At 63.0% G+C, this 23288-nt stretch carries 19 protein-coding genes; 5 read left to right on the forward strand and 14 right to left on the reverse strand.

Going from position 1 to position 23288, the window contains the following annotated elements; translation table 11 throughout:
- Positions 1-275: 275 nt before the first annotated feature.
- From J3P91_RS24170 to J3P91_RS24205, 8 genes are all read right to left on the reverse strand, one after another.
- Entirely contained in the window at positions 276-974 is a 699-nt protein-coding gene (locus J3P91_RS24170; protein ID WP_434601949.1) for a PspA/IM30 family protein, read from the reverse strand.
- 21 nt (positions 975-995) lie between these two features.
- Positions 996-1577, reverse strand: a complete 582-nt coding sequence (locus J3P91_RS24175) for a YjfI family protein (RefSeq protein WP_434571551.1) — start codon at positions 1575-1577, stop codon at positions 996-998.
- 410 nt (positions 1578-1987) lie between these two features.
- The gene (locus tag J3P91_RS24180) at positions 1988-2821 is read right to left on the reverse strand and encodes a YfaP family protein (protein ID WP_434601950.1); all 834 of its coding nucleotides are present in this window, start codon (positions 2819-2821) and stop codon (positions 1988-1990) included.
- A 3-nt stretch (positions 2822-2824) separates the two neighbouring features.
- Complete coding sequence (locus tag J3P91_RS24185) at positions 2825-4444, reverse strand: DUF2300 domain-containing protein (RefSeq protein ID WP_434601952.1); 1620 nt, start codon at positions 4442-4444, stop codon at positions 2825-2827.
- A gap of 1 nt (position 4445) precedes the next feature.
- A complete protein-coding gene (locus J3P91_RS24190) occupies positions 4446-9014 on the reverse strand; it encodes an alpha-2-macroglobulin family protein (protein WP_434605213.1) in 4569 nt (1522 codons plus the stop codon).
- Positions 9011-9670: a DUF1175 domain-containing protein gene (locus J3P91_RS24195; RefSeq protein ID WP_434571546.1), complete on the reverse strand. Its 660-nt coding sequence runs from the start codon at positions 9668-9670 to the stop codon at positions 9011-9013. The genes J3P91_RS24190 and J3P91_RS24195 overlap by 4 nt, the downstream gene beginning before the upstream one ends.
- Entirely contained in the window at positions 9655-11364 is a 1710-nt protein-coding gene (locus tag J3P91_RS24200) for a DUF2138 domain-containing protein (protein ID WP_434601954.1), read from the reverse strand. The genes J3P91_RS24195 and J3P91_RS24200 overlap by 16 nt, the downstream gene beginning before the upstream one ends.
- Before the next feature lie 29 nt (positions 11365-11393).
- On the reverse strand, positions 11394-12182 hold the full coding sequence (locus J3P91_RS24205; RefSeq protein WP_434601956.1) for a YfaP family protein: 789 nt from the start codon (positions 12180-12182) through the stop codon (positions 11394-11396).
- A 269-nt stretch (positions 12183-12451) separates the two neighbouring features.
- Between J3P91_RS24205 and J3P91_RS24210 the strand changes: the two genes are divergently transcribed.
- The 5 genes from J3P91_RS24210 to J3P91_RS24230 all read left to right on the forward strand — a co-directional run bounded on the left by J3P91_RS24210 (position 12452) and on the right by J3P91_RS24230 (position 18986).
- Positions 12452-13588 carry a Fic family protein gene (locus J3P91_RS24210; protein WP_434601958.1) on the forward strand — a complete coding sequence of 379 codons (1137 nt, stop codon included), beginning with the start codon at positions 12452-12454 and terminating at the stop codon, positions 13586-13588.
- Positions 13589-13820: 232 nt separating this feature from the next.
- Entirely contained in the window at positions 13821-14063 is a 243-nt protein-coding gene (locus tag J3P91_RS24215) for an exodeoxyribonuclease VII small subunit (RefSeq protein WP_305498501.1), read from the forward strand.
- Entirely contained in the window at positions 14060-14947 is an 888-nt protein-coding gene (gene ispA, locus J3P91_RS24220) for a (2E,6E)-farnesyl diphosphate synthase (protein ID WP_434571540.1), read from the forward strand. The genes J3P91_RS24215 and ispA overlap by 4 nt, the downstream gene beginning before the upstream one ends.
- Positions 14948-15061: 114 nt before the next feature.
- The gene (dxs, locus tag J3P91_RS24225; protein ID WP_434601960.1) at positions 15062-16960 is read left to right on the forward strand and encodes a 1-deoxy-D-xylulose-5-phosphate synthase; all 1899 of its coding nucleotides are present in this window, start codon (positions 15062-15064) and stop codon (positions 16958-16960) included.
- A 145-nt stretch (positions 16961-17105) separates the two neighbouring features.
- Positions 17106-18986 (forward strand): TonB-dependent receptor domain-containing protein, encoded by a 1881-nt coding sequence (locus J3P91_RS24230; protein WP_434601962.1) that lies wholly within the window; start codon positions 17106-17108, stop codon positions 18984-18986.
- Positions 18987-19123: 137 nt separating this feature from the next.
- Here the strand turns inward: J3P91_RS24230 and J3P91_RS24235 are convergent, their stop codons facing one another.
- From J3P91_RS24235 to thiL, 6 genes are all read right to left on the reverse strand, one after another.
- Positions 19124-19909, reverse strand: coding sequence for a cobalamin-binding protein (locus J3P91_RS24235; protein ID WP_434601964.1), 786 nt, complete (start codon positions 19907-19909; stop codon positions 19124-19126).
- Complete coding sequence (locus J3P91_RS24240; protein ID WP_434601965.1) at positions 19909-20328, reverse strand: MFS transporter; 420 nt, start codon at positions 20326-20328, stop codon at positions 19909-19911. The genes J3P91_RS24235 and J3P91_RS24240 overlap by 1 nt, the downstream gene beginning before the upstream one ends.
- Complete coding sequence (gene ribA, locus J3P91_RS24245) at positions 20325-20942, reverse strand: GTP cyclohydrolase II (RefSeq protein WP_434601966.1); 618 nt, start codon at positions 20940-20942, stop codon at positions 20325-20327. Before ribA ends, J3P91_RS24240 begins: the two co-directional genes overlap by 4 nt.
- A 109-nt stretch (positions 20943-21051) precedes the next feature.
- Positions 21052-21810: a substrate-binding periplasmic protein gene (locus J3P91_RS24250; RefSeq protein WP_434601967.1), complete on the reverse strand. Its 759-nt coding sequence runs from the start codon at positions 21808-21810 to the stop codon at positions 21052-21054.
- 11 nt (positions 21811-21821) lie between these two features.
- A complete protein-coding gene (locus J3P91_RS24255; RefSeq protein WP_030140455.1) occupies positions 21822-22325 on the reverse strand; it encodes a phosphatidylglycerophosphatase A family protein in 504 nt (167 codons plus the stop codon).
- A complete protein-coding gene (thiL, locus tag J3P91_RS24260; RefSeq protein ID WP_434601968.1) occupies positions 22322-23284 on the reverse strand; it encodes a thiamine-phosphate kinase in 963 nt (320 codons plus the stop codon). Before thiL ends, J3P91_RS24255 begins: the two co-directional genes overlap by 4 nt.
- Positions 23285-23288 lie beyond the last annotated feature (4 nt).

Consider the following 23288-nt stretch of genomic DNA (forward strand, 5'->3'; position numbering starts at 1 on the left):
CTGACTCCGTGGGGCTTCGTTCCTGGCGAGATAATCGCTCGGGCAGCTGGGTGCTCGAGCGTAGTGGCCGGACAGCATTAAACCTGTTGTGCGGCCTGGATAGAAGTACCTTGGCGACAATAAATCCGACGAGCAGGCAGGCCGAGCACAGTCCTTGTGGCGAGGGAGCTTGCTCCCGCTGGGGCGCGAAGCGGCCCCCAAAGAATGGGACTGCTGCGCAGTCCAGCGGGAGCAAGCTCCCTCGCCACGGGTTCACTCAGGACAACGTGTACCGATCACTCAGCCGATTTTTTCTTCAGGCGTTCCAGGATCGCGTTGGCGCTGCCTTCGTTCGGCGTGATGCCGGCGTCACGCAGCTTGCGCTCCAGGTCGGAGCCGGTCGAAGCCTCCGCCAATTCGTCCTGGGCTTGCAGTTCAGCGGCCCGCTGCTGTTGCTTGGCTTGCAGGCGATTGAGTGTACCGACCGCTGTTTCCAGCTTGCCATTGGCGCCGCCGCTGGCAATCGAGGCACTGACCTGGGCCTTTTGCACGCTTTCCCGGGCCTTGGCCATGTCCACTTGCTGACGCAGGCTTTTGATGCGGCTTTCGGCCTTGGTGATGTCCTTGCGCATGTTTTCCGCGTAACCGCCAAATTCCGTTGCGTGCTTTTGCTCGGCGTCCAGTTCGTTGGTCAGGGTCGAAATGGCTTCGGCCACCTCCAATGCCAGATCCTCGCGGTTGGCCTGGATCGCGGCCAGGGCCTTGGCTTCGAGGTCCTTGATCTTGGCGTTGTATTCGCCGACGCGATCGGTCGCCAGCTTGTGCTTGGCCATGATCGTGACCAGCTCGCGCTTGGCGTTGGCCAGCGCGGTGTCGGCGTCGCGAATTTCCTGGTCGAGGATGCGCAGGGCCTGTTGATCGACGATCGATTCGCCGACTTCATTGGCACCGCCACGCAGCGCGGTGAACAACTTGCTCCAGATGGACTGAGTCATTGGATAGTTCCTGTTGGCGAATTAATTGAAGAAGCGGTCGAAGGCTTCGCTGGCACGCTGCACATTGTCAACGAGGGTTTTGACCTCGGTGACGATGTTGGTGAGGCTGGAGTCGGAACTCAGCGCACCGAACATGTTGTAGACGACCTGGCCGTTGGGCATGGTCTCGATGCCGATGGACGACAGCGGAAACATCTCCCGGCTGCGCAACACGGCGTCGTTGAAGGCCGCTACATCCTTGATCGACTCGACATCCACCAGGACGGTGTCGACGATGATCTGGTCGCCGACCACGGCGATGTAGATCGGCAAACCGCCGAAGTCATTCATTTCCAGCTTGATGCTGGATTCGGAGCCTTGGACGAGGCTCAGGGTGATGTCGTTAGCGACCACTTCGTCCAGGGCCTGAAGGGCGCTGTAGAGGCGGTCGATGTTCCAGTTATTACCTGCGCTCATGTAATTCTCCGACATGAATGAGCCAGCCAGAATCGGTTGGCGTAGCTGTTTCTCCATTTGCTTGAGCAGGCCTCGATTTTCGGGAAGCACCCAAGTCTCGTGTTTTACATAGCCTGCGGCACTCAGGCCCGCGCGCATCTGCTTCATGTAGAAGCTCGACGGTTTTTTCGCCGAGGGCTTGGCGCGATCTTCCGTGCGGCTCACTGACTCGGTCACAGAGCCGTCAGGTGGATCTGCTGGAGAGCTGGTTGGCATGGCATTGACCCCACTGTGAAAAACTCACGCGTGAGAGACACTACAGGTACTTTCCAAACCCCACAATAGCTCACGCGTGAGATTTTTTCGTCACAAACACACTGATGCCACCTGTGGGAGCGAGCCTGCTCGCGAATCGGTGGGTCAGCTTGCATTGATGTTGAATGTGCCGCCGTCTTCGCGAGCAGGCTCGCTCCCACAGGATTTCCGAGGGTCCACAAATCAGGCGTCAACCCCAGAATCCCTTGTGGCGAGGGAGCTTGCTCCCGCTGGGCTGCGCAGCAGCCCCCCCTCCTGTCCCCTCACGGATAGCTGAAGCTCTTGATCAACGTCAGCTCCCCGACCGCCCGCATCGGCACCACGAACGTTTCCATCTTCTCGCTCGGTGTGCCCTCTTCAGTAATCACCGTCACCTGCGCCGTGGTCAGGGCCTGTTGCGCCTGTTCCACCTGCTCGCCGTCGCCCTCCTCATCCTCGTCACTGCGGTAGCCGCCGCCGTAATAATTCACGTACACCAGGTACTGGCCTTTGATCGGCGCGGGCATGGCGAAGATTTCCGGGCCGTAGCCGGTGGTGACGTCGACGTCGAGCGCGGCGCCGTTGGCGACGGCGCGGTCGCCGTACCAGATGTGGGCGCCATCGGGCGTCACCAGGTGCAGGTCGAGGTCGGTGCCGTCGCTATCCCAAGTCAGCAGGACCCGTAGCTTGGCCGGGGTGGCGCCGCCGGTGGTGTTGAGGAACTGCGTGCGGTGGCGCTGCTGACCATCGGCGCTGCGCACTTCAACGCTGTTGCTGCCATTGGGGAATGAGAACGGTCGGTCGAAACGGCCTTCTTCATCTGTTTTCAGCGGCAGGCTTACGCCGTTGACGATCAATTGTCCTGGTGCGTTGCTGTCCTTGGGCGCGCCTTTGATCTGGCCGCTGATGCGTGCGGTGTCGGCCTGGCCCGGGGGCGTATTGACCGACGAGGCCGGGTAGTTGACGGTCTGGCTGAAGCTTTCGCCCTCGCCCCCCGGCGCACCGCTGCGCCAGCCGCCGACGGGTGTGTCGAGCTTGATGGGGTCGGCAGCCATGGCCGGTGGCAACGCGGTCAAGGCACAGAGCAACAACAAGACCTGTGGATAACGGAGTGTCATGGTCTATTCCAGCAAGAGGTGACGGGCGAGCCCTTCGATATAGGTTTCGTCCTGGCCGTTGGGGTGAGCCTCAAAGGCCAGGTGCAGGTATTCATGTGTGAGGTCGAGGCGGTCTTGCAGCGACAGCACGCCACGTACGTAGATGCGCTGGCGCTCGCGGTCGACATACGGCCGGCCGAAGGCGACGCGGCAGACCGCGAAAGCGCTGATTTCGTTGTAGCCCACTTCGCTTTCCAGGCGCTGGCGCCAGCCACGGCGCTGTTTCAGCAACCAGTCCTGGGCCGCGGGCAACGCTTCGCAGGACGCCACCGGATTGTCCCAGCGGCTGAGGCTGGCACGCGGATACGCATGCAGCAGGATGGCGTCGTAGCGTTGGCCGCCGTTGGCTTGTTCAACGGCTTGGGCCCAGGACAATTTGTCCGGGCCCGGTTGATCGGAGTGGTAAGTGACGTCAGTGCCGGCCAGGACCAGATCAGTGGTCCACGCGGCAATCGCGCGGGTTTCAGGCGCCGCCGGACGCGGGGCGACGCGCTGGCGGTGACTGCTGTCATCGATGCTCAGGCAATCACCATTGCGCCCGGCGTTTTGCAGCAGGTAGGTGCGAATCGCCACGGCCAATGCCTTGGCCGCTTCGACCGGTTCGGCCTTGGCTTCGCGTTGCAGGACCCGGGCGACGTATTCTTCCCGATCCAGTCGCGCGACCAGCTTGCCAGGCAGCAAGAACAGCTCGCCGTCGCTGTGGATATCCAATTGGTTGCCATTGGTGAACTCGACACGGTAATCGCCGCGCAGCTGACCCGGCGTGGCAGGACGGTCGCCAGCCATGACCCGCTGCAACGGATAACGGGCAAACAGGCCTACTTCCACGCAACGCCCGGTTTCCGCCGGCCAGCGCGACGGCAATGCCGTGGCCAAGCCATCGCCATACTTCTTCAGCACCTGCTGGCTGGTACCGCGGCCGCCGGCCCAGACGGGCGTGCCATCGGCCAGCCAACCGGCGAAACCGCCCTGGCGCGACGCTGGGCCCCGGTCACCCAGCCAGCTCCAGGTCTTGACCCGCAGGCGACCGCCCAACTGACCGACCAGTCGCCCATCCGCAGCGCCGAGCACCACGTCGAGTAATACCCGCCGGGCCTGATCCTGGGCCGGCAACGTGGCCAGCGCCTTGAGCAGTTCTGCAACGGGTACCTGGGTTTGCGGCTGCAAGGTCGGCAAGTCCAGCAACCAGTTCGGCGCCCGGCGCGCTTGCCAGTAATCTCGCCAGTCCGGCGCCGAAAGCCCGAGCCGTTGCGGTTCGAAGTACAAGCCGCAGGACTTCACCAGCGCCTGATCACGGCCGATGCTCTGCCCGGCATTGCAGCAATAGACTTCTTCTTTCGATTCGCCGCGACATTCATAGACCGGCTCGCGGGCATCGGTGTCCACCAGCCAGGCGTAGACGAAGAGCTTCCACAGGCTGCCCAACGGTGCCGTCAACGCGTCCGGCAACGGCTGGCGATCCAGCACCTGGGTCTGGCTCACTCGCAACAACTGACCGTCGAAAGCCAGGCGCAAGGGCTCCTCCTGCGCTGTCGCCAGCGCAGGAATCAAGCACAACAGCCACCAGCCCCAAGGCTTGCGCATGTCAGTTGACCGTCACCTGACCGAGCGCCGGTTTCTGTTCGCGAGCCTGGTTTTGCGGCGCATACACCTGGGTGAAACGCACCGGCGGCAGGGTGAACTGGCCCTTCTGGGAGAAACGCACCAGGTGCCGCAGGCGCAGTTCGCCACTAAGGGCATCCACCGGGACCGCGTAAGCCATCTGGCCCGGTTCGAAACGGGCCTTTTCCAGGGACGTTGGTTCGCTGTCGGCCTTGCCCAGCAACTGGATGCCCCACGTGGTGCGCTCCACATCAGCGCCCGGCGGCAGCGGCACTTCGAGCATGCCGTAGCGCAGCGGCGTTGAGGCCTTGCTGTTGATGATCACTTCATCCAGATAGAGGCTGTCGCTGGACAACGGCTTGTTGCCGACGGCTTCGAGCTTGAAGGTGAACGCTTCGTCGCCCGGCACGAGGCGCGACAGGCGACGCGTGATGGACACCGCCATCGGCGCAATTGGCGCTTGCTGGCTCTGGAAGCTCAATGACGCCTGCACCGGACGCGCCTGGGCACTGGTCAGGGTCAGCATCGTTGGTAGCTGCGCGCCCTGCCACTGCCAGTAGGTTTCACCGGTCGCGCCCTGCTTGGCTGCCCAGCCTTCGGCCGGTTCCAGGGTTGTGGCCGCCGGCGCCTGTTCGATACTGCGCTGCAACCAGGTCAGGGCCAGGGCACGTTCCAGCGTGGATTGCTGTGGCAACACGCGCTGCAGCAACGCGGCGGCGCGCGCCTGATCGAAGCTCTGCAACGACAACAGCAAGGCCTCGACGAACGGCTGGGAGCTGAGTTCCAACTGCTGTTGCGCGGCGTCTGCCTGGCGACTGAAGGCCGCCGGCATTGGCACTTTTACCTGCTTGGCCAGCGATGCCGTCAGGACACGGGCGCTGGCCAGGCCGAGGGCTGAATCCGGCGCGTACATGACGAGGCTGTCCTCGCCACTGTCCAGCACGCTCTCGGTGCTGTCTTCGCTGGCCTTCGCCAGGTCGTCCATCAAACCGCTGATCAAGGTGTTCACCGGCAGCTGCATCTGTTTGGCAAACGACAGGATCAGGGCACGTTGCAGCAATGGCGTATCACCGGCCTGCTTGGCATAGACCTCCAGCACTCGCTGCCAGTGTTCCGGCGGCAGGTTCAGGTCCAGCGCCTTGCTGGCGTGCCAGTCGGCGTAATAGGCGTAGGCGGTGAGGAATGCATCCGGCTCGCCATCCTGGCCCCACCAGGTGAAGCTCGCCGACGGGCCGGCCATTTGCACCAGGCGCAAGCGACTGTTCTGCATGATCAAACGCAAGCGGTCACGGATCTGTGGGTTCGACGCCAGGGACGGGTAGGCAATGCTCAACGGCAACAAGCGGCTGGCGGTCTGTTCGACGCCGCCGTACGGGTAGCTCAGCAGGTCGTCCAGGGCCGAACGGAACAGCGCTTGCGGGCTGTCATCCAGACGCAGGCGAATGTCACTGGCGTCGGCCGGCAGGCTCAGTGGCGTGGCGTCACTCATGACGTCGAGGCGCTGGCTCTGGGTGACTTGCCAACCGTTGCCGCTGGCATTGAGGTGCATGGCCAGGGAGTCCTGGGTTTCGCCATTGAGTTGCAACTGCACGGTCAAGTCGCCGTTGCTCAGTTCCATGGTCGGCAGCGCGACGTAGTTGATGCCATTTTTCAGGTCCGCGACCACACGCTGTTCGGCGCCGGCGTAGCGGATCAACAGTTCGGCCTTGAGCGGTTTTTCCGACTGGCTGAAGACGAACAGGCCCAGTTGCGGCTTGTCGCCCACGCGGAAGCGGGTCGGGCCGCTCCACTTCAGGTACAGCGGTTTTTCCGAGGCGATGAACTGCTTCTTCTGCCCCACCTGGCCGTCGTCAGCGATTGCCTTGGCGGTGATGCGCCAGCGGGTCAGGGAGTCCGGCATCTTGAAGGTAAAGCGGGCCTTGCCGTTGGCGTCGGTGACCAACTCCGGTTGCCATGCGGCGGTGTCGACGTCTTCGCGACGCGGCCGTTCCAGCACCTTGACGCCGCGCTCGCTGCGGTTGGCCTTGCCCGGCGCGCCAGGGCTGCCCGGCAGCGCCACGTCGTAGCTGATGAACGACAGGCTGGCGCTGGTGCGCACGTTGTTGCGGCGGGGGTGATAGAAGAACTGGTCGATAGTGGGCGCCACTTCCGGTTGCAGGGCATAGACCATTTCATCGACGACGCTGACGGTCAGGTGCGCCGGGATCGCCTTGCCGGCGAACTGGGTGCCCAGGTCCACGGTTACGGTGTCGCCCGGGCGATACGTGGCTTTATCGGTGGTGATGGCCACGTCGATCTGCGGCGCAACCACCTTGATCCCGGCGTTCTGGAAGCTGTACTGGCCGCCCTTGGTGTACAGCACCGAGAAGGTCAGGTTCGGCGCAAAGTTGTCTTTCACGGCAATGCGCGCGCGGTATTGGGTGTCGCTGAGCTTTTCCATCTTCAGCCAGTCGGCGCCCTTGGTCAGCAGCGCGGTAGCCTCGACCTTGTCCCGCTCCAGGGACAGCAGCGCGTCGCTGACCGGTTCCGGGAAAGTGATCAAGGCCAGGGCTTCGTCACCGGTCTTGTATTCAGGCTTGTCGAAGACGATCTCGACCGTGCCCGGCACGGCCTTGATACCTTCACCGGTTACCGCATGCGCGGCGGCGCCAATGACCCGGCCGTGGTCGTCCTTGAGCGTCAGGTTGTAGGTGCCAGGACGCTCGAAGGACAGGCTGAAACCCTTGTCCTTGGCCGCCAGCTTGCCTTCGCCGGTGCTCTGGTCTTCCAGGCGTACCCAGGCGTAGCTGCCCGGTGTCACGGCCTTGGCCTGCTCGTTGCCGCCTTCGTTGGCGTAGCTGAACGACACTTTCTGGCCGACGGCGCTGAACCGCTGGGGAGCGCTCAGGCGGAAATTCGCCGCGCCACGATCGATGAGGATTTCCTTGCTGGTCTTGACCCGATAGGCCGCGCCATCGCTGGCGAATACGGTAAGTGTGTAGCGGCTTGGCTTGTCGGCGGCCGGCAGGTCGAGGACGGCGTTGCCCTTGGCGTCGGTGGTCACTTCGCTGCTGGTCAGCTCCACCGGGAATTGCCCCAGGTATTGCAGCTCGTTATCCACCATCGACAGTTGCTGGGCGCGCAGACTCAGGCTGACCTTGGCGTCCGCCACGGGCTTGCCGTCCGGGTACAGCAACACCAGATTGCCCTTGACCGGCTCGCCGGTGCGGTAATCCTGCTTGGCGAGGTTCAGGGCGATTTCGAAATGCGGCTTGACGTATTCAGCCACGCGAAAGGCGCTGCTGTAGAGCTGATCCTTGTAGCTGAAGCGCAACTCATAACCACCGGCCACGGCATTTTCCGGCAATTGGAAACGGCCCTGGGTGCCGGCCTTGGAGTCGAGCTTCAGGGCCAGGGTTTGCAGCGCGGTGCCGGTCGCGTCCAGCACCGTGACGTTGACGTCGGCGGCGGTCGGTTGCACCGAGTCGCGGGCGTTCTTGAACTCCCGGCCAACGATCTTCAGTGACACCCAATCCCCCGGCCGGTACAGCGGCCGGTCAGTGAACGCGTAAAGCTTGGTGTCGTAGATTTCGCTGTCGTAGTAGAAGTTTTCCGAGACGAACACCCCGCCCTCTTCGTCCTCGCCAATGACGAACGAACGCTCCGGGCTGACGTGCTTGAGGCGCAGCAGGCCGTCCTCATCGGTGGCACCGCTGCTCATCACGCCCAGGCCGTCGGTCCACAGCACGTTGACCTTGGGCACCGAACGGCCCTCATGCTTGCGCGCGGCCCAGACCAGCAATTCGTCGCCGGCAATCTTGCTCACGGCCACGGTGTTGGAGACAAAGACCATCGTCGTCGCCCGGTACTTGCCGATCAGCGCTTCCACCAGGTACAGGCCCGGCTTCAACTGGCCCAGCGGCACGTAGACATTGCCCGGCGCGACGCTGACAAAGTCGCTGGACGAACCGGCCAGGTCGACGCCGGCCGGTGGCTGGATCGGTTTGGCCTGCCACAGCGGATAGCGGAACTGGCTGACCACCGGCAAGCCGGGGATCAAGGCGAATTGCGCTGGAGCGTCGTACGGGGTCGGCGCGATCAGGGCATTGCCGACCTTCAGCTCCGGCACTTCTTCAGTGACTTGCTGGCGGGACTCGTAGGAGAACGCCCGCTGCATCACCCGGCGGGACTTGCGATACCAGTTGTCCCACAGGTACGCGAGGGTATTGGACAAGCCTTCGCCCTTGAACTGGCCGTCGCTGACCACGCGATGCAGGTTCTTCTGGCGCTTGAGGAACTCCAGTGGCTTTTCGATGCGATAGACGCGGATATCGGCGCCGCCGTAGGGCTCCATGCGGAACCGGCGGTAGTCGCGACCCGGCGCTTCGAGACGGACCATCGCCTGCTCGTCGCTGGCGAAACTGCTGTCGGCCAGCAGGAAGAAGCTTTCACCGGACACCGGCGTGTAGCCGCTGGGCTCCACGGTGTCTTCGGCATTCACGAGAGGTGCCAGCAACAGAGCAAACAGCAGGGGCAGTTTCGAACACAAGCGCAGCATGCGGGCACCGGTCATTGGGTGAGAAAGTTGAGTCGATAGACGCCGATGAAGTTGGGGTTGGCTGCGTCGGGTATCCATCGGGTGTCCTTCCAGTTCATGAGTTGTTGCAGGCTTGCGGAACGCATGCCGTTGTCAGTGGGGGTGGTAGTGCCGGTGTGATAGGCGATGTAGCGGCCCATCCAGATCATCAGGTGCTGATCGTCGCCCTGGTCGAAGAACATCAGGTCGCCGGGCCGGGCCTGGGTGACATCGCGGCCCACCAGACGGCTGTTGAACTGGATCAGCTTGATCGCGTTGACATAGGGCCCGACCTTGCCGCCGCCCTGTTGCCATTGCTGGGCGAGGCGCCGTTGCGCATCGCTCAGCGGCAGCTCCGGCGGCAGGTAGCGGTTGGACAGGCCATTGCTGCGCAACCATTTCTGGTCATGGACTTTCAGCGCTTCGTTGGCAGCGAAACGCACCAGTCCGGCGCAGTCCTGCTGGTACCAACGCGGGCTCGGGCCTTTGCTCAGTTGCTCCTGGGCGATGCGCACGAACCAGGCCCGAAAGACCTGGGATTGTTGCGCATCCAGCGGCGGCGCCTCGTCGGCGAACGCCCGCGCGCCGAGCAGCAATGCCAGCAGCAGCGCCAATCCGGGAATGCGGATCAGTCCTGTCACAGCGCTTTCCATTCCAGCGGCAACCATTGCCAATGGCCGTCCGGCTCGCTGCCTGCAGGCAAGGTCAGCGCGTATTTGCCGTAGCCGCCGAGGGTGCGCAGTTTCGGAATCAGGTAGGTTTGCGCGGCGTTGTAGAACACCGGTTCCATGTCCTGTGGCAGGCTGTCGAGGGTTTCGCGCTGCATCAGTTGCGCCATGGAGTCGGGGCCAAAGTAGACCGGCATCAATTGGTCCTTGGGCACTACATCGGCCATGGGCGGGAAGCGTTTGTCGAGGGTGCCGAGGGCCTTGTCGACCAGTTTGTCGTCAAGGGAGAACAGCAGGGTCGAACCGTGGCGCGCCAGGCTGACCCGCATGAACGCCTTGCCGGTGATCGACTCGGGCTGCTCAGCGTCCTTGGCCAGGTAGGGGCCGAAGTTGGAGCTGACCTGGCGTTGCCATTGGTGCATCGCACCTTGCTGCTTCTCTACAACCGGGAACGCATGTTCGGCGACATTGTTTTCATAGGCGCCCACCATCGAACCGAACAGCTTGCCCAGGTCGGCGTCGAGCTTGCCGTCGTCTTCGTTCAGGCTTGCCACCAGCAGCGGGGTGTACAGGCGCGACTCGGCGTACCAGCACAGGCCCGCCGCACCCGCCACGTGATCAACCATGGCCTGGGCGGCTTTTTCGTCGGCACCGAGTTTTACCAGCAGGGGCTTCTGCTGCTCGGCGGCCAGGGGCAAGGCCACGCAGGCGCTGGCGCCCATCGGCATGGCTTGCCAGATTGGCTTGAAATCGAAGTCCGGCTGGTTCTCCAATTCGTCCATGGCCAGGAAGCTGTGCCAGCCCTTGTCGTCCATGTCGAAACGCAAGCCGGCGAAGTTCGGAATGAAACGCTGGTAACCCATGGCGAGCACGCTGGCGTTGACCGAGATGCGCTGCTTGACCTGCGGCGCCTTGGGCGGCAGGCCGAAGGCTTCCGGGAAGAGTTTCTCACCGGCCAGCAACGCTTCGAGGGCCTGGGTCGAGATCATGCCCGGTTCGTCGGTAGGGCCACTGCCCCGGTCGTAGAGCTTGGTCGGGTTGGACAGCACCACCAGCTTGTCGCCATGGGACGCGAAGACCAGGGATTTGCTGGCGTTATAACTCAGTTGATAGAGCGCGACTTCATCGCCGCCCACCTTCAGGTCGCCGAGCTTGCTCAACTGGGTGTCGTCCAGGGCGACTTTCGCCAACGGCTCCAGCACCTTCGCCAATCCGCCACGGTCCATCACCAGCAGGAAATCCTTGAGTCGGCCGTCCGCACCGCGCCACAGCGCGACGTCGGCTGGCTGGTCGAAAAGCTGCTCGATCAGGCTGTCCTGCAGCTTGAGATCATGCTCGTAAATGATCCGGCGCAGGCTGCCAATCAGGCCGAGGCGGTCGGCGTGAGCTTCGTAATAGAAGACGAAATCCTCGGTGAGCGTGGCCTTGAGGAACGGCACGGCCAGCAGGTCCTTGGGCAATTGGCTCAAGGAGTGCGCCTCGAGCAGACCGTCGGGACGGCTCACGCCGAGCTTTTCCAACGCCAGCTCCGTGGGCGGCGCCTTGGGCTTGGTCATGAACCAGCCCAACCCGGCGGCCACGCCGGTCACCAGGCATAGCCCGATCAGTATCGCCGGCCAGCGGCGCACTGGTTTGGCGACAGGGGTCGGCGTGGTCGGGGAAGCAGTGTTGTCGCTCATATTCACAAGGGCCTGTTCATCCGTGGAGCTTAGTAATTGAAAGTCTTGACCAGCAACAGATCGCCAATGGCGCGCAGGGGCACGACAAAGGTCTCGCGTTTTTCATCGACGGTGTTTTCGTTGAGCACCAGGTTGATCTGCGAGGTGATCACCTCGTTCTGGTTGCTCGTTTCATCGAAGTTGTAGCCGCCGCTGCCGTAGTTGCCCCAATAGTTCACGTAGACCAGGTAGGTACCGTGCATCGGCGCGGTCATGGTGAACATCTCGGGGCCGGGGCCATCGACGCCGTCCGGGTCGAGGCCGCCGCCATTGCTCAGCGCCGGCTGGCCGAAGAATGCATGTTGGCCATCGGGTGTGACGATATGCAGGTCGAGTTCGGCCTTGGGGTCGTCCCAGCCCAGCACCACGCGAATTTGCGCCGGGGTGCGCAGGTTGTTGGCTTCATAAAATTGCACGCGCTTGAGGGACTGGCCTTCGGAGCTGCGCACCTCGACGCTGTTGGAGCCGGCGCCAAAGGCATACGGCCGGGCAAAACGCCCCTCGTCGTCGGTATAGAGATTCAACGGGTTGCCGTTGACTGCCAGGCTGTGGGGCTGGCGCGCCGTGCCCATGTCCTTGATCCGACCTTGGATCATCGTGCGATTGCGCTGGATGCCTCGGTCAATGGGCGGTGTCGGATAGGCGACCTGAGGGTTTTCCGTGCGATCGAGCAAGCCGCTATAACGCCAGCCACCGACCGGCTCCGACAACTCGGCCGAAGGCCCGGCCCACGCCAACGGCGCACCGAGCAGCACGATCGATAAAAAAAGAAAACGCACGTATGCCTCCTGCCATGCACAACGCAACCCGGCGCCCTTCCCCGGGCGCTGTTCGTCATTATTCGGGTTACGTCTGAAGGCCCCGTTACAAGGGGCCGTAGATGGCGCGAAGAGTAGCCATTTGACGGATTTTTCACAATCGGGGAACGCGCGATTCTGTGTGCGAAATCACGGACTGAGAATAGCGTGAGCCGAATAGGAATTTTATTCGGCTCACTAAATGAGCCGAATAGCGCTATTATTCGGCTCACTCACTTTCGGACAGACTCATGGCAGCTTATTGGATCTGGCAGCAGGCCGAATGGCCCGACTTTCACTGGCAAGCTGAAGCATTGGCGCCGGCGCTAAGGGAATGCGTGCAGGCCCAAGGCCAACTGCTTGGCATGACGGGCGCGGTCACGGCTTCGCTCAGCGCTCAAAACGAGTTGAACGCCTTGCTGCAGAACATCGTGACCTCCTCGGCTATCGAAGGAGAACAACTGAATGTCGGCTCGGTGCGCTCGTCCCTGGCTCGCCGTCTGGGCCTGGAACCCGTAGACGACAATCCGGCCAGCCCGCGTAGCGAGGGCTTGGCAAACCTGCTGCTGGATGCGACCCGGCATTTCAATCAGCCCCTGACTGTCGAGCGCTTGCTGGATTGGCATGAGTGGTTGTTTCCTGATCAAACCAGCAACCTGGCTCATCGGCGGATCCGCGTCGGCGCGCTACGCGGTGATGAACCGATGCAAGTGGTTTCGGGCCGGTTGGACCGCCCTACCGTTCACTTCGAGGCACCGCCTCGCCAAGGCCTTGAACAGCAATTGCAAAGGTTTGTCGATTGGTTCGAGGCAAGTCGTCAACAGATCGATCTCGACCCATTGCTGCGAGCCGGCATCGCTCATTTCTGGTTTGTCACTCTGCACCCATTCGACGATGGCAATGGTCGCTTGACCCGCACCTTGACCGACCTGGCACTGGCCCAGGGCGAGGCCCAGGCGATCCGTTTCTACGCGATGTCCGTAAGCATCCTGGACGACCGCGCCGGCTATTACCGAATCCTGGAAAACAGCCAGAAAGCCACGCTGGATATCACCGACTGGTTGACCTGGTTCCTGCAAACGCTTTTGCGCAGCCTGCAGAAGGCAATGACCAATATCGAAAGTGTTCTGGGCAAGACGCGTTTCTGGCAAGTCCATCGCGATTCGGCGCTCTCACCGGAACAGATCAAAGTGCTGAAACGATGGCTCGACGGTGGTGAAAGGGGATTCGAGCAGGGCATCAGCGCAGCTCTGTACCAAGCCGTGGCCAAGGTTTCCAAGGCAACGGCCACGCGACACCTGACGGAGCTGTTGGAGAAGGGCTGCCTGGAGCGGATGCCCGGCGGGGGACGCAGCACCCGTTATCGCATCAATTATCCCGCTGACTGAATACCCCGTGGCGAGGGAGCTTGCTCCCGCTCGACTGCGCAGCAGTCGCAATCTGGGTAAGCCTGCGCAGCGTTGGGTCTGCTTCGCAGCCCAGCGGGAGCAAGCTCCCTCGCCACAAAAGCCGTCTGTCTCAGCTCACCCGTTGCGCCGCGATAAACCCGACCCTGATTTGCCCCAAACCCCCATGTCTGCTAGTGTCGCGCCGGTTTAACAGTCAACCGGAATAGCCGCCATGGCCCGCAAGAAAGCTGCACTGGATTTCGAACAATCTCTGGCCGACCTGCAAGCGCTGGTCGAACGCCTGGAGAACGGCGAACTGTCGCTGGAAGACTCGCTGACCGCTTTCGAGCAGGGTATCGGCTTGACTCGCGACTGCCAGGCGGCGCTGGCCCAGGCCGAGCAGAAAGTGCAACTGCTGCTGGAACGCGACGGCGAGCTGACCGAAGAACCGTTCGACGCGGAACAGCCTGAATGATCGGCGCGTATCAGGCCAGCAGTCAGGCCCGGGTCAATGCCGCGCTGGACAGTTTGTTCGCCGCCCCGAGCCCTGAACTGGCGCGGCTCTACGAAGCCATGCGCTATAGCGTGATGAACGGCGGCAAGCGCGTGCGTCCGTTGCTCGCCTATGCCGCGTGCGAAGCTCTTGGTGGCGCTGCCGAGCAGGCCAACGGCGCGGCCTGCGCGGTGGAACTGATCCACGCCTATTCGCTGGTGCACGACGACTTGCCGGCCATGGACGATGACGACCTGCGTCGCGGCCAGCCGACCACGCACAAGAAATTCGACGAAGCCTGCGCGATCCTCGCGGGCGACGGTTTGCAAAGCCTGGCTTTCAGCGCCCTGCTGGACCCGGCCCTGAGCAATTGCCCGGCAGAGGTTCGCCTGGACATGGTCAGCGCCCTGGCACAAGCGGCAGGCCCGGCTGGCATGGTCGGCGGCCAGGCCATCGACCTCGGTTCGGTGGGCTTGAAACTCGACCAGGACGCCTTGGAATACATGCATCGGCACAAGACCGGCGCGCTGATCGAAGCCAGCGTCCGGCTCGGCGCCCTGGCCAGCGGCCGGGCCACGCCTGAACAGCTGCAAGCCTTGCAGACCTACGCGCGGGCCATCGGCCTGGCCTTCCAGGTGCAGGACGACATCCTCGACGTCGAAAGCGATACCCAGACCCTCGGCAAACGCCAGGGCGCCGACATCGCCCGTGACAAGCCGACCTACCCGGCCCTGCTCGGACTCGAGGCCGCCAAGGCCTACGCGCTGGAGCTGCGCGACCTGGCCCTGGACGCGCTGCGACCCTTTGACGCGGCCGCCGAACCGTTGCGCGAGCTGGCGCGTTATATCGTCGAACGACGCAGCTGATACACGGTCAACCCAATTACATGTGCGTATCGGCCAAGTTCCGGCCAACGCGTGGGCAGCTTGCGATGCATAAGGTAAACTGCCGCCTCTTTTATACCTATAACGATTCGCCTGATGCCCACGACGTTCCAAGAGATTCCCCGCACACGCCCGTCCACGCCCTTGCTGGACCGCGCCAACACGCCGGACGGCCTGCGTCGGCTGGGTGAAGCCGAGCTGGAAACCCTGGCCGATGAGTTGCGCCTGGAATTGCTCTACACGGTCGGCCAGACCGGTGGGCATTTCGGCGCTGGCCTGGGCGTCATCGAGCTGACCATCGCCCTGCATTACGTCTTCGACACTCCGGACGATCGCCTGGTGTGGGACGTTGGCCATCAGGCCTACCCGCATAAAATCCTCACAGGCCGCCGCGACCGCATGGGCACGCTGCGCCAGAAGGACGGCATCGCGGCTTTTCCGCGCCGTTCCGAGAGCGAGTACGACACCTTTGGCGTCGGTCATTCCAGCACCTCCATCAGCGCTGCCCTTGGCATGGCCATTGCCGCCCGCCTGCAGAACAGCGAACGCAAGGCGATCGCCGTGATCGGCGATGGTGCGTTGACGGCGGGCATGGCCTTCGAGGCGCTGAACCACGCCCCTGAAGTCGACGCCAACATGCTGGTGATCCTCAACGACAACGACATGTCGATTTCGCGCAATGTCGGCGGCTTGTCCAACTACCTAGCGAAGATCCTCTCCAGCCGCACCTATGCGAGCATGCGTGAAGGCAGCAAGAAGGTCTTGTCGCGCCTGCCCGGCGCCTGGGAAATCGCCCGCCGTACCGAAGAATATGCCAAGGGCATGCTGGTCCCCGGCACGCTGTTCGAAGAGCTGGGCTGGAACTACATCGGCCCCATCGACGGCCACGATCTGCCGACGCTGATCGCCACCCTGCGCAACATGCGCGATCTCAAGGGCCCGCAGTTCCTGCACGTGGTCACCAAGAAAGGCAAAGGCTTCGCTCCGGCGGAAGTCGACCCGATCGGCTATCACGCGATCACCAAGCTCGAACCCCTGGATGCCCCCGCCGCCGCGCCGAAAAAGGCCGGCGGACCGAAGTATTCCGGCGTGTTCGGCCAATGGCTGTGCGACATGGCCGACGCCGACCCGCGCCTGGTGGGCATTACCCCGGCGATGAAGGAAGGTTCGGACCTGGTGGCGTTCAGCGAACGTTACCCGCAGCGTTATTTCGACGTGGCAATTGCCGAACAGCATGCCGTTACGCTCGCCGCCGGCATGGCCTGCGAAGGCGCCAAACCGGTGGTGGCGATCTATTCGACGTTCCTGCAACGCGGCTATGACCAACTGGTGCATGACGTCGCCGTGCAGAACCTCGACGTGCTGTTCGCCATTGACCGCGCGGGCCTGGTGGGCGAAGACGGTCCGACCCATGCCGGCAGCTTCGACCTGTCCTACCTGCGCTGTATCCCCGGCATGCTGGTGATGACGCCGAGCGATGAGAATGAATTGCGCAAGATGCTCACCACCGGCCACCTGTTCAACGGTCCGGCGGCGGTGCGCTACCCGCGTGGCACCGGCCCGAATGCAACGATCGAAAGCGACCTGGAGCCGATCGAGATCGGCAAGGGTGTGATCCGCCGCCACGGCAAGCAAACCGCCCTGCTGGTGTTTGGTGTACAGCTGGCGGAAGCCTTGAAGGTCGCCGAAAAACTCGACGCCACCGTGGTGGACATGCGTTTCGTCAAACCGCTGGACGAAGCCCTGGTGCGCGAGATGGCCGGCAGCCACGAACTGCTGGTGACCATCGAGGAAAACGCCATCATGGGCGGCGCTGGCGCGGCGGTCAGCGAGTTCCTGGCCCGGGAAAACATCCTCAAGTCAGTGCTGCACCTGGGGTTGCCGGACATCTACGTCGAGCACGCCAAGCCGGCGCAGATGCTCGCCGAATGCGGGCTGGACGAGGTGGGGATCGAAGCGGCGGTGCGGCTGCGGTTGCAGTTGCTGGGCTTGTAAGTACAGCCAACACAAGCCCCTGTGGGAGCGAGCTTGCTCGCGATAGCGGTGTATCAGCCGAGCATTAGTTGACTGACACTCCGCTATCGCGAGCAAGCTCGCTCCCACATTGGTTTTATGTGGACCCAGTCATAACGGAACACCCATGAAACTCCGCCTCGCCCTCGCCCTCTCTCTGCTACCCGCCGCCGACCTGCTCGCCGAGACCTTCGAACGCGACCAGGCCCTCAAGCTGCCTGACATCCTGATCAGCGCCAATCGCCAGGTCGAGGCGCGCAATGACAGCAGCGCCGCCAACACAATCTTCACCCGCGACGACATCGAACGCCTGCAACCGGCCACTGTCACCGACCTGCTCAGCCGCGTGCCCGGCGTACAGGTGGCACCGTTGGGCGGGCGCGGCAGCCTGCCGGGAATCTACATTCGCGGCACCAAGTCGGCCCAGAGCCTGGTGCTGGTGGACGGCCAGCGCATCGGCAACGCGACCTCCGGCGACAGCAATCTGCAACGCTTGAACATCAACCAGATCGAACGGGTGGAAGTGCTGCGCGGTTCGCGCTCGGTGATCTACGGCGCCGATGCGGTGGGCGGGGTCATTCAGATTTTCACCCGTCGCGGCGCCGAACAAGGCCTACAGCCACGCCTGCATATGGGCGTCGGCAATCATCAGACCTGGGAGCGCAGCCTCGGTCTGTCCGGTGGCGACGAGCAGACCCGTTTCAACCTGGGCGCCAGCCTCGACGAAAGCGAGGGGAGCAATCGGACCCATGAGTCCTACGCCAGCGATCGCGACGCCGATGCCAACCGCAACCAGTCCTTCAGTCTCAGCCTGAGCCATGCAGCCAGCGACGACCTGGAAGTTGGCCTCAACCTGCTGGATAACCGTGGCAAAAGCGAATACGACAACCCGTTCGGCCGCTTCGACTCCAACACTTTTGAGTCGCTGCCCCAACAGCCCTACAGTGAATTTGCGGTCAGCAGTTTCAGCGGTTATGTCGATGGGCGGATCAACGACGCGTGGAAATCCCGCCTCGAGCTGGGCCACAGTGAGAACCGGGAAAAAACGTTCGACAAGCTCAGCGATGTCCGGGAGGTGTTCAACACTTATCGCGACTCGCTGACCTGGCAGAACGACGTGACCCTGGACGAACGCAACAGCCTGATCCTCGGCGGCGACTGGTACCAGGACCGCGTCAACAGCACCACGCCGTTCGACGAAGACAGCCGCTGGAATCGTGCGGCATTCATCCAGCACCGCTTCCAGGCCGAAACGTTCTCGACCGAACTGGGCTTGCGCCGCGATCAGAACCAGCAGTTTGGCGGCCAGAACAGCTGGAGCGGCACCCTTACCCTGCCTGTCAACCCGACCAACGACGTGTTGCTGACCTACAGCGAAAGCTTCCGCGCGCCGACCTTCAACGATCTTTACTACCCGGACTTCAGCAACCCGGACCTGAAACCCGAGACGGCCAGAAGCTACGAATTGCAATGGCGCAGCCAACTGAGCGACAGCGCTCGCCTGGAAGCGTCCCTGTACCGCACGAACCTGGAAGACGCGATCATCTTTGGCAGCAACTCACGGCCGCAGAACGTCGCTTCGGCGCGGATCAACGGTTTCGAAATGGCCTACCGGCAGGAACTGTTCGGCTGGCAGGGCAACCTCGGCCTGGCGATCATCGACCCGCGCGACCGCGACAGCGGCCACACCCTGGCACGCCGCGCCCGCCGCACGTTGAGCCTGGACCTGGACCGGCAATTCGACCGCCTCGGCCTCGGCGCGAGCTGGCAAGCGGTGAGCAGCAGTTACGACGATGAAAACAACCGCAACGCCTTGGGCGGCTATGCGCTGCTCGGAGTGCGCGGCAGTTGGGCGTTGAGCCGGGAAGTGAAGCTTGAGATGAAGGTCGATAACCTGCTGGACCAGAATTACAGCCGGGCGCTGTATAGCCATGACGGGGGACAGTATGGGTATCGGGAGGAAGGGCGGGCGTGGTTGTTTGGGGTGACCTGGACGCCTTCCCTCTGATCCAGAATTTATGGTGCCCGGCCTGGCCTCATCGCGAGCAAGCTCGCTCCCACAGGTGATCTGTGGCGGATATGAAATCAGCGTTCGCCACGAATCCCTGTGGGAGCGAGCTTGCTCGCGATTGGGAGCCCCGCGGTCTACCGGTCTGGCGCAATCAACTCACACAACCGCGCCGTCGCCTCGATCATCTGCCCGCTGGCCCGCTCCAGGCCTTTATCCTTGACCAGCAACAACCGCCCCTGCGCCACCGGCCAGGCTTTCCAGGCGTCAAGCTGCGCCTGCTCCGTAGCCAGGATCACCTGCGGTTGGCGCTGCAATACCGACTCCACGCTCACCTGCGGCGCCGGCAGGTCCAGGTCTGCAAAGACGTTGCGCGCGCCGCACACTGACAACGCATCACTGATGATCTGTCGGCCGCCCACGGTGTACAGCGGCCGATCCCAGACCTGATAGAACACCGGCAACGGCGTCTCCCGTCGATAGCGCTGGCGTAATGCCTCAAGACGCTCACGCAATTGCGCCGCCCGTTGCACGCCCCGCTCCGGGCGGCCGAGCTGGGCGGCGATGTCTTCGATTTGGTGGAGGAGCTGGTCGAGGCTGTGGGACTCGGCGATATAAATCGGGATGCCCAGGCCCTTGAGCTGTTCGCGCTGGGCCGGGCCGATACTGCCGGGCCAGAGCAGGAGCAGGTCAGGCTTGAGGCTGAGCAAGCGCTCCATGTCCAGCTGGCCGTAACGCCCCACCGACGGCAGGTCCTTCAGGACCGGTGGACGATCGCCACCGTCCAACACACCCACCAGCAGGTCGGCGGAGTCCAGTTCAACGACGATTTCAGAGAGCGACGGCGCCAGGCTGACGACACGATTGGCCGCCGCCGTCGAAGCGCTGGCGGCTAGCAACAGAACCGCCAGCCAGAGACGCATCAGCCGAGCTGGCGTGGGATGCGATACAGGTAGAACAGCACCGCAGTGGATAACGTCAGGAGCATCAGCGGTACCGCTTCCAACCCGACAAACACCGCCAGCGCGCCAATCCACGCCGGTAGGCCTGCCGCCAGGAAGGCCGCACGACGCCGAGCGGCGAGGGTGATCCAGGCTTCAGGCTCCTCCGGTGTACCGAGGGATTTCTGCGTGGCGATCAGTGCGTTTTTATAACCGCCGAAAAATCGCAGGCTGACAAACATCGACGCCACGCCGGCGATAAACAACGGCATCGCCAATACCGGCAGAATCGCTTCGCCCTGACCAAACACCGCGTTGATCACGAACAGCGGCAGCAACGCCAGCGCCAGGTATTGCCACCAACTGACGGCCAGCCGCCGCCGAACCTGACCACGCGTCACGCCCGGTCGACCTCGCCCTGGTGCTCGTTGCCCATCATGTGGTCGAGCTTGCTGGCCTTGGTTGCCAAGTAAAGCTTGTTGTGCGGGTTGTGCCCGGTATGCAGCGGCACGCGCTCCGCAACCACTACGCCCATGTCGGTCAATGCCTTGACCTTGCGCGGGTTGTTGGTCATCAGTCGCAAGGACTTGATGCCCAGGTGTTCGAGCATCGGCTGGCAAATGCTGTAGTCACGCAAGTCGGCGGCAAACCCGAGGCGCTCGTTGGCTTCGACAGTATCGGCGCCGCCGTCTTGCAGCTCGTAGGCACGGATCTTGTTCAACAGGCCGATGCCGCGGCCTTCCTGGCGCAGGTACAGCAGTACGCCACGGCCCTCGCGAGCAATGGCTTGCAGGGCCGCTTCGAGTTGCGAGCCGCAGTCGCAGCGCTGGCTGAACAAGGCATCGCCCGTCAGGCATTCGGAGTGCAGGCGACCGAGTACCGGAGCGCCGTCGGCGAAATCACCCAGGCTGAGCACGACGTGCTCGCGGCCGGAGGCTTCATCGAGAAAACCATGCATGGTGAATTGCGCAAAGGGTGTTGGCAGCTTGGAAGCGGCAACAAAAACGACAGGCACCGGTGTGCTCCTGATCTAGTACTGGAGATTCGCAGAGGCGGGCATTGTAACAGCACGATCCGACAGACGCTTAGGCTGAATTATCAACCATTACCATCGAAAAGTTTGATCACGGCTTTGGTGGCTTGCCGCTCTCGTCGAAGGGATAGGGCTGCTTCCACCGTTCGAAAATCGGCTTCAATTGGCCGCTTTTCACCAGCACGTCCATGCGCCGGTCGAACAGTGCACGCAAGGCACGTCCGTTTTCGGTGTCGGCAAAGCCCAGGTACAGCGGCAGGTTGATCAGCGCAGAGAGCTTGAACTGCTGGGGGTCGTCGGCCTTGGCGAGTACATCCTGGATTTCCATCAACGCATCGATATAAAAATCGGCACGGTCGTGGACCAGCATCGGCAGGATCCCCACGGAGCGGTGGATTTCATTGAAGCGCCGGATGTTCGGCAGGTAATTGTTGTATTCGTACCCGCGCATCCACACCAGCCGGTAATTACCCACCGTGGCCAACGTGGGAGAGGGCTTTGACGCCAGGCCCAACGCATAGATGTGATCGACGTCGTAGTGCCAATTGGGGTAGAGCACCCCCTCGGATTCGTCGCGATAGGCACCGACCTGCACGTCGACTTCGCCACGCTGCACCAGGCCGATCGAACGGGTGTAAGGCACGCTGCGGGTTTCCAGCTTGACGCCTTCGGGTTCGAACACCTCGCGCAGGATATCCCAGGCCATGCCCTGGCCATCCGCCTGGGTGTAGTCGGCCCACTCCTCGCTGGCCGCGCGGATCTTGCCGGGCAACGGCGCCGACTCGGCCACGCGAACACCGAGCAACGCCCCGAGACACAACAACAGCAACAGTGTGCGGCTTACGCCCATGCCTGGTTCCCTCAGGTAAAACACCACACCAACCCTTGCATTGCCAGCCAGGCGAACACGCCGGCCAATACGTCGTCGAGCATGATGCCTACCCCGCCGTGTACATGCCGATCGATCCAGCGGATCGGCCACGGCTTGAGGATATCGAAGAAGCGGAACACCAGGAAACCCGTCAACAACCAATACCAGCCTTCCGGTACCAGCCACAGGGTAATCCACATGCCGACCATCTCGTCCCAGACGATGCCTTCATGGTCGTGCACCCGCAAATCATCCGCCACTTTGCCGCACAGCCAGAAGCCGAACAGCATGGTGATGCCGAGCATCAGCCAGTAGCCCCAATCCGGCAACATCTGCCACAACGGTATGAAGGGTAGCGCAACCAGCGAGCCCCATGTGCCTGGCGCTTTGGGCAACGTGCCCGAACCGAAGCCAAACGCCATGAAATGCCAGGGATTGCGCCAGACCGAGGGCGGAACGAATTCTGCCGGAACCTGGTTGGGATGATCTGTCACGGTGTCTCCCGAAAATGTTGATAGCCCCGGATTGGCGGGGTGATGTCCTGTCCAAGACTGTCGACCAGCATGACGCCCTGCCCCGCCGTGACACTGCCGACCACATGAATCGGCCAGCCTTCGGCGAGAAGTGCCGACAATCGGACCGGCGGCAGGGTGAACAGCAACACATAGTCGTCGCCGCCACTCAGGGCGGCGTGTTGTGCCTGCTTGAGACCAAACGCCAACAGAGCGTTGGACAACGGCAACCGGTCCCGTTCAACCCGTAACGCCACACCGGATGCCAGCGCGATATGCCCGCAGTCCGCCAACAACCCATCGGAAATGTCCATTGCCGCGCTGGCCTTGCCCCGTAGCGCCAGGCCAAGGCCGATCTGCGGTTGTGGCGACCAGTAATGCGCCAGCAGCGGCTCGGCGATAGCAGGCTCAGCGCTGCGCTCGTCGAGAACCAGCGGCAACGCGCCAGCGGCGTTGCCCAGGTCACCGCCGACGCAAAGCAGATCGCCGGGTTGCGCGCCGCTGCGGGTCAGCGCCTGGCCGGACGGCACGCAGCCGAACACGGTCATGGTCAGGCTCAACGGCCCGCGGGTGGTATCGCCCCCCACCAGTGCTACACCACAGGCCTGGGCCATCTGGTTCAAGCCACGGGCATACGCCTGCAGCCAATCGGCGGCCACCGTCGGCAAGGTCAGGGCAAGGGTAAAAGCGAGAGGACTGGCGCCCATGGCGGCCAGGTCGCTGACCGCCACGGCCAGCGAGCGCTGGCCGAGCAGGAACGGGTCGCAAGGGTCTGGAAAATGCACACCGGCCACGAGCGTGTCGGTGGATACCGCGAGCTGTTCCCCGGGAGGAACGGCCAGCAGGGCGCAATCGTCGCCGATTCCGAGCGCAACGCCCTCGCCGCCCTGCGCACACGCAGCGGCAGCGAAGTACTTACGGATCAGCTCGAACTCACCCATGGGA

Source organism: Pseudomonas sp. Z4-7 (assembly GCF_051131965.1).
Taxonomy (GTDB): domain Bacteria; phylum Pseudomonadota; class Gammaproteobacteria; order Pseudomonadales; family Pseudomonadaceae; genus Aquipseudomonas.

Excerpts from the sequence above, each read along its gene's own strand:
- J3P91_RS24170 (WP_434601949.1), bottom strand. The coding sequence starts at position 974 with ATGACTCAGTCCATCTGGAGCAAGTTGTTCACCGCGCTGCGTGGCGGT.
- J3P91_RS24175 (WP_434571551.1), bottom strand. The coding sequence starts at position 1,577 with ATGAAGCAGATGCGCGCGGGCCTGAGTGCCGCAGGCTATGTAAAACAC.
- J3P91_RS24180 (WP_434601950.1), bottom strand. The coding sequence starts at position 2,821 with ATGACACTCCGTTATCCACAGGTCTTGTTGTTGCTCTGTGCCTTGACC.
- J3P91_RS24185 (WP_434601952.1), bottom strand. The coding sequence starts at position 4,444 with ATGCGCAAGCCTTGGGGCTGGTGGCTGTTGTGCTTGATTCCTGCGCTG.
- J3P91_RS24190 (WP_434605213.1), bottom strand. The coding sequence starts at position 9,014 with ATGACCGGTGCCCGCATGCTGCGCTTGTGTTCGAAACTGCCCCTGCTG.
- J3P91_RS24195 (WP_434571546.1), bottom strand. The coding sequence starts at position 9,670 with ATGGAAAGCGCTGTGACAGGACTGATCCGCATTCCCGGATTGGCGCTG.
- J3P91_RS24200 (WP_434601954.1), bottom strand. The coding sequence starts at position 11,364 with ATGAGCGACAACACTGCTTCCCCGACCACGCCGACCCCTGTCGCCAAA.
- J3P91_RS24210 (WP_434601958.1), top strand. The coding sequence starts at position 12,452 with ATGGCAGCTTATTGGATCTGGCAGCAGGCCGAATGGCCCGACTTTCAC.
- J3P91_RS24215 (WP_305498501.1), top strand. The coding sequence starts at position 13,821 with ATGGCCCGCAAGAAAGCTGCACTGGATTTCGAACAATCTCTGGCCGAC.
- ispA (WP_434571540.1), top strand. The coding sequence starts at position 14,060 with ATGATCGGCGCGTATCAGGCCAGCAGTCAGGCCCGGGTCAATGCCGCG.
- dxs (WP_434601960.1), top strand. The coding sequence starts at position 15,062 with ATGCCCACGACGTTCCAAGAGATTCCCCGCACACGCCCGTCCACGCCC.
- J3P91_RS24230 (WP_434601962.1), top strand. The coding sequence starts at position 17,106 with ATGAAACTCCGCCTCGCCCTCGCCCTCTCTCTGCTACCCGCCGCCGAC.
- J3P91_RS24235 (WP_434601964.1), bottom strand. The coding sequence starts at position 19,909 with ATGCGTCTCTGGCTGGCGGTTCTGTTGCTAGCCGCCAGCGCTTCGACG.
- J3P91_RS24250 (WP_434601967.1), bottom strand. The coding sequence starts at position 21,810 with ATGGGCGTAAGCCGCACACTGTTGCTGTTGTTGTGTCTCGGGGCGTTG.
- thiL (WP_434601968.1), bottom strand. The coding sequence starts at position 23,284 with ATGGGTGAGTTCGAGCTGATCCGTAAGTACTTCGCTGCCGCTGCGTGT.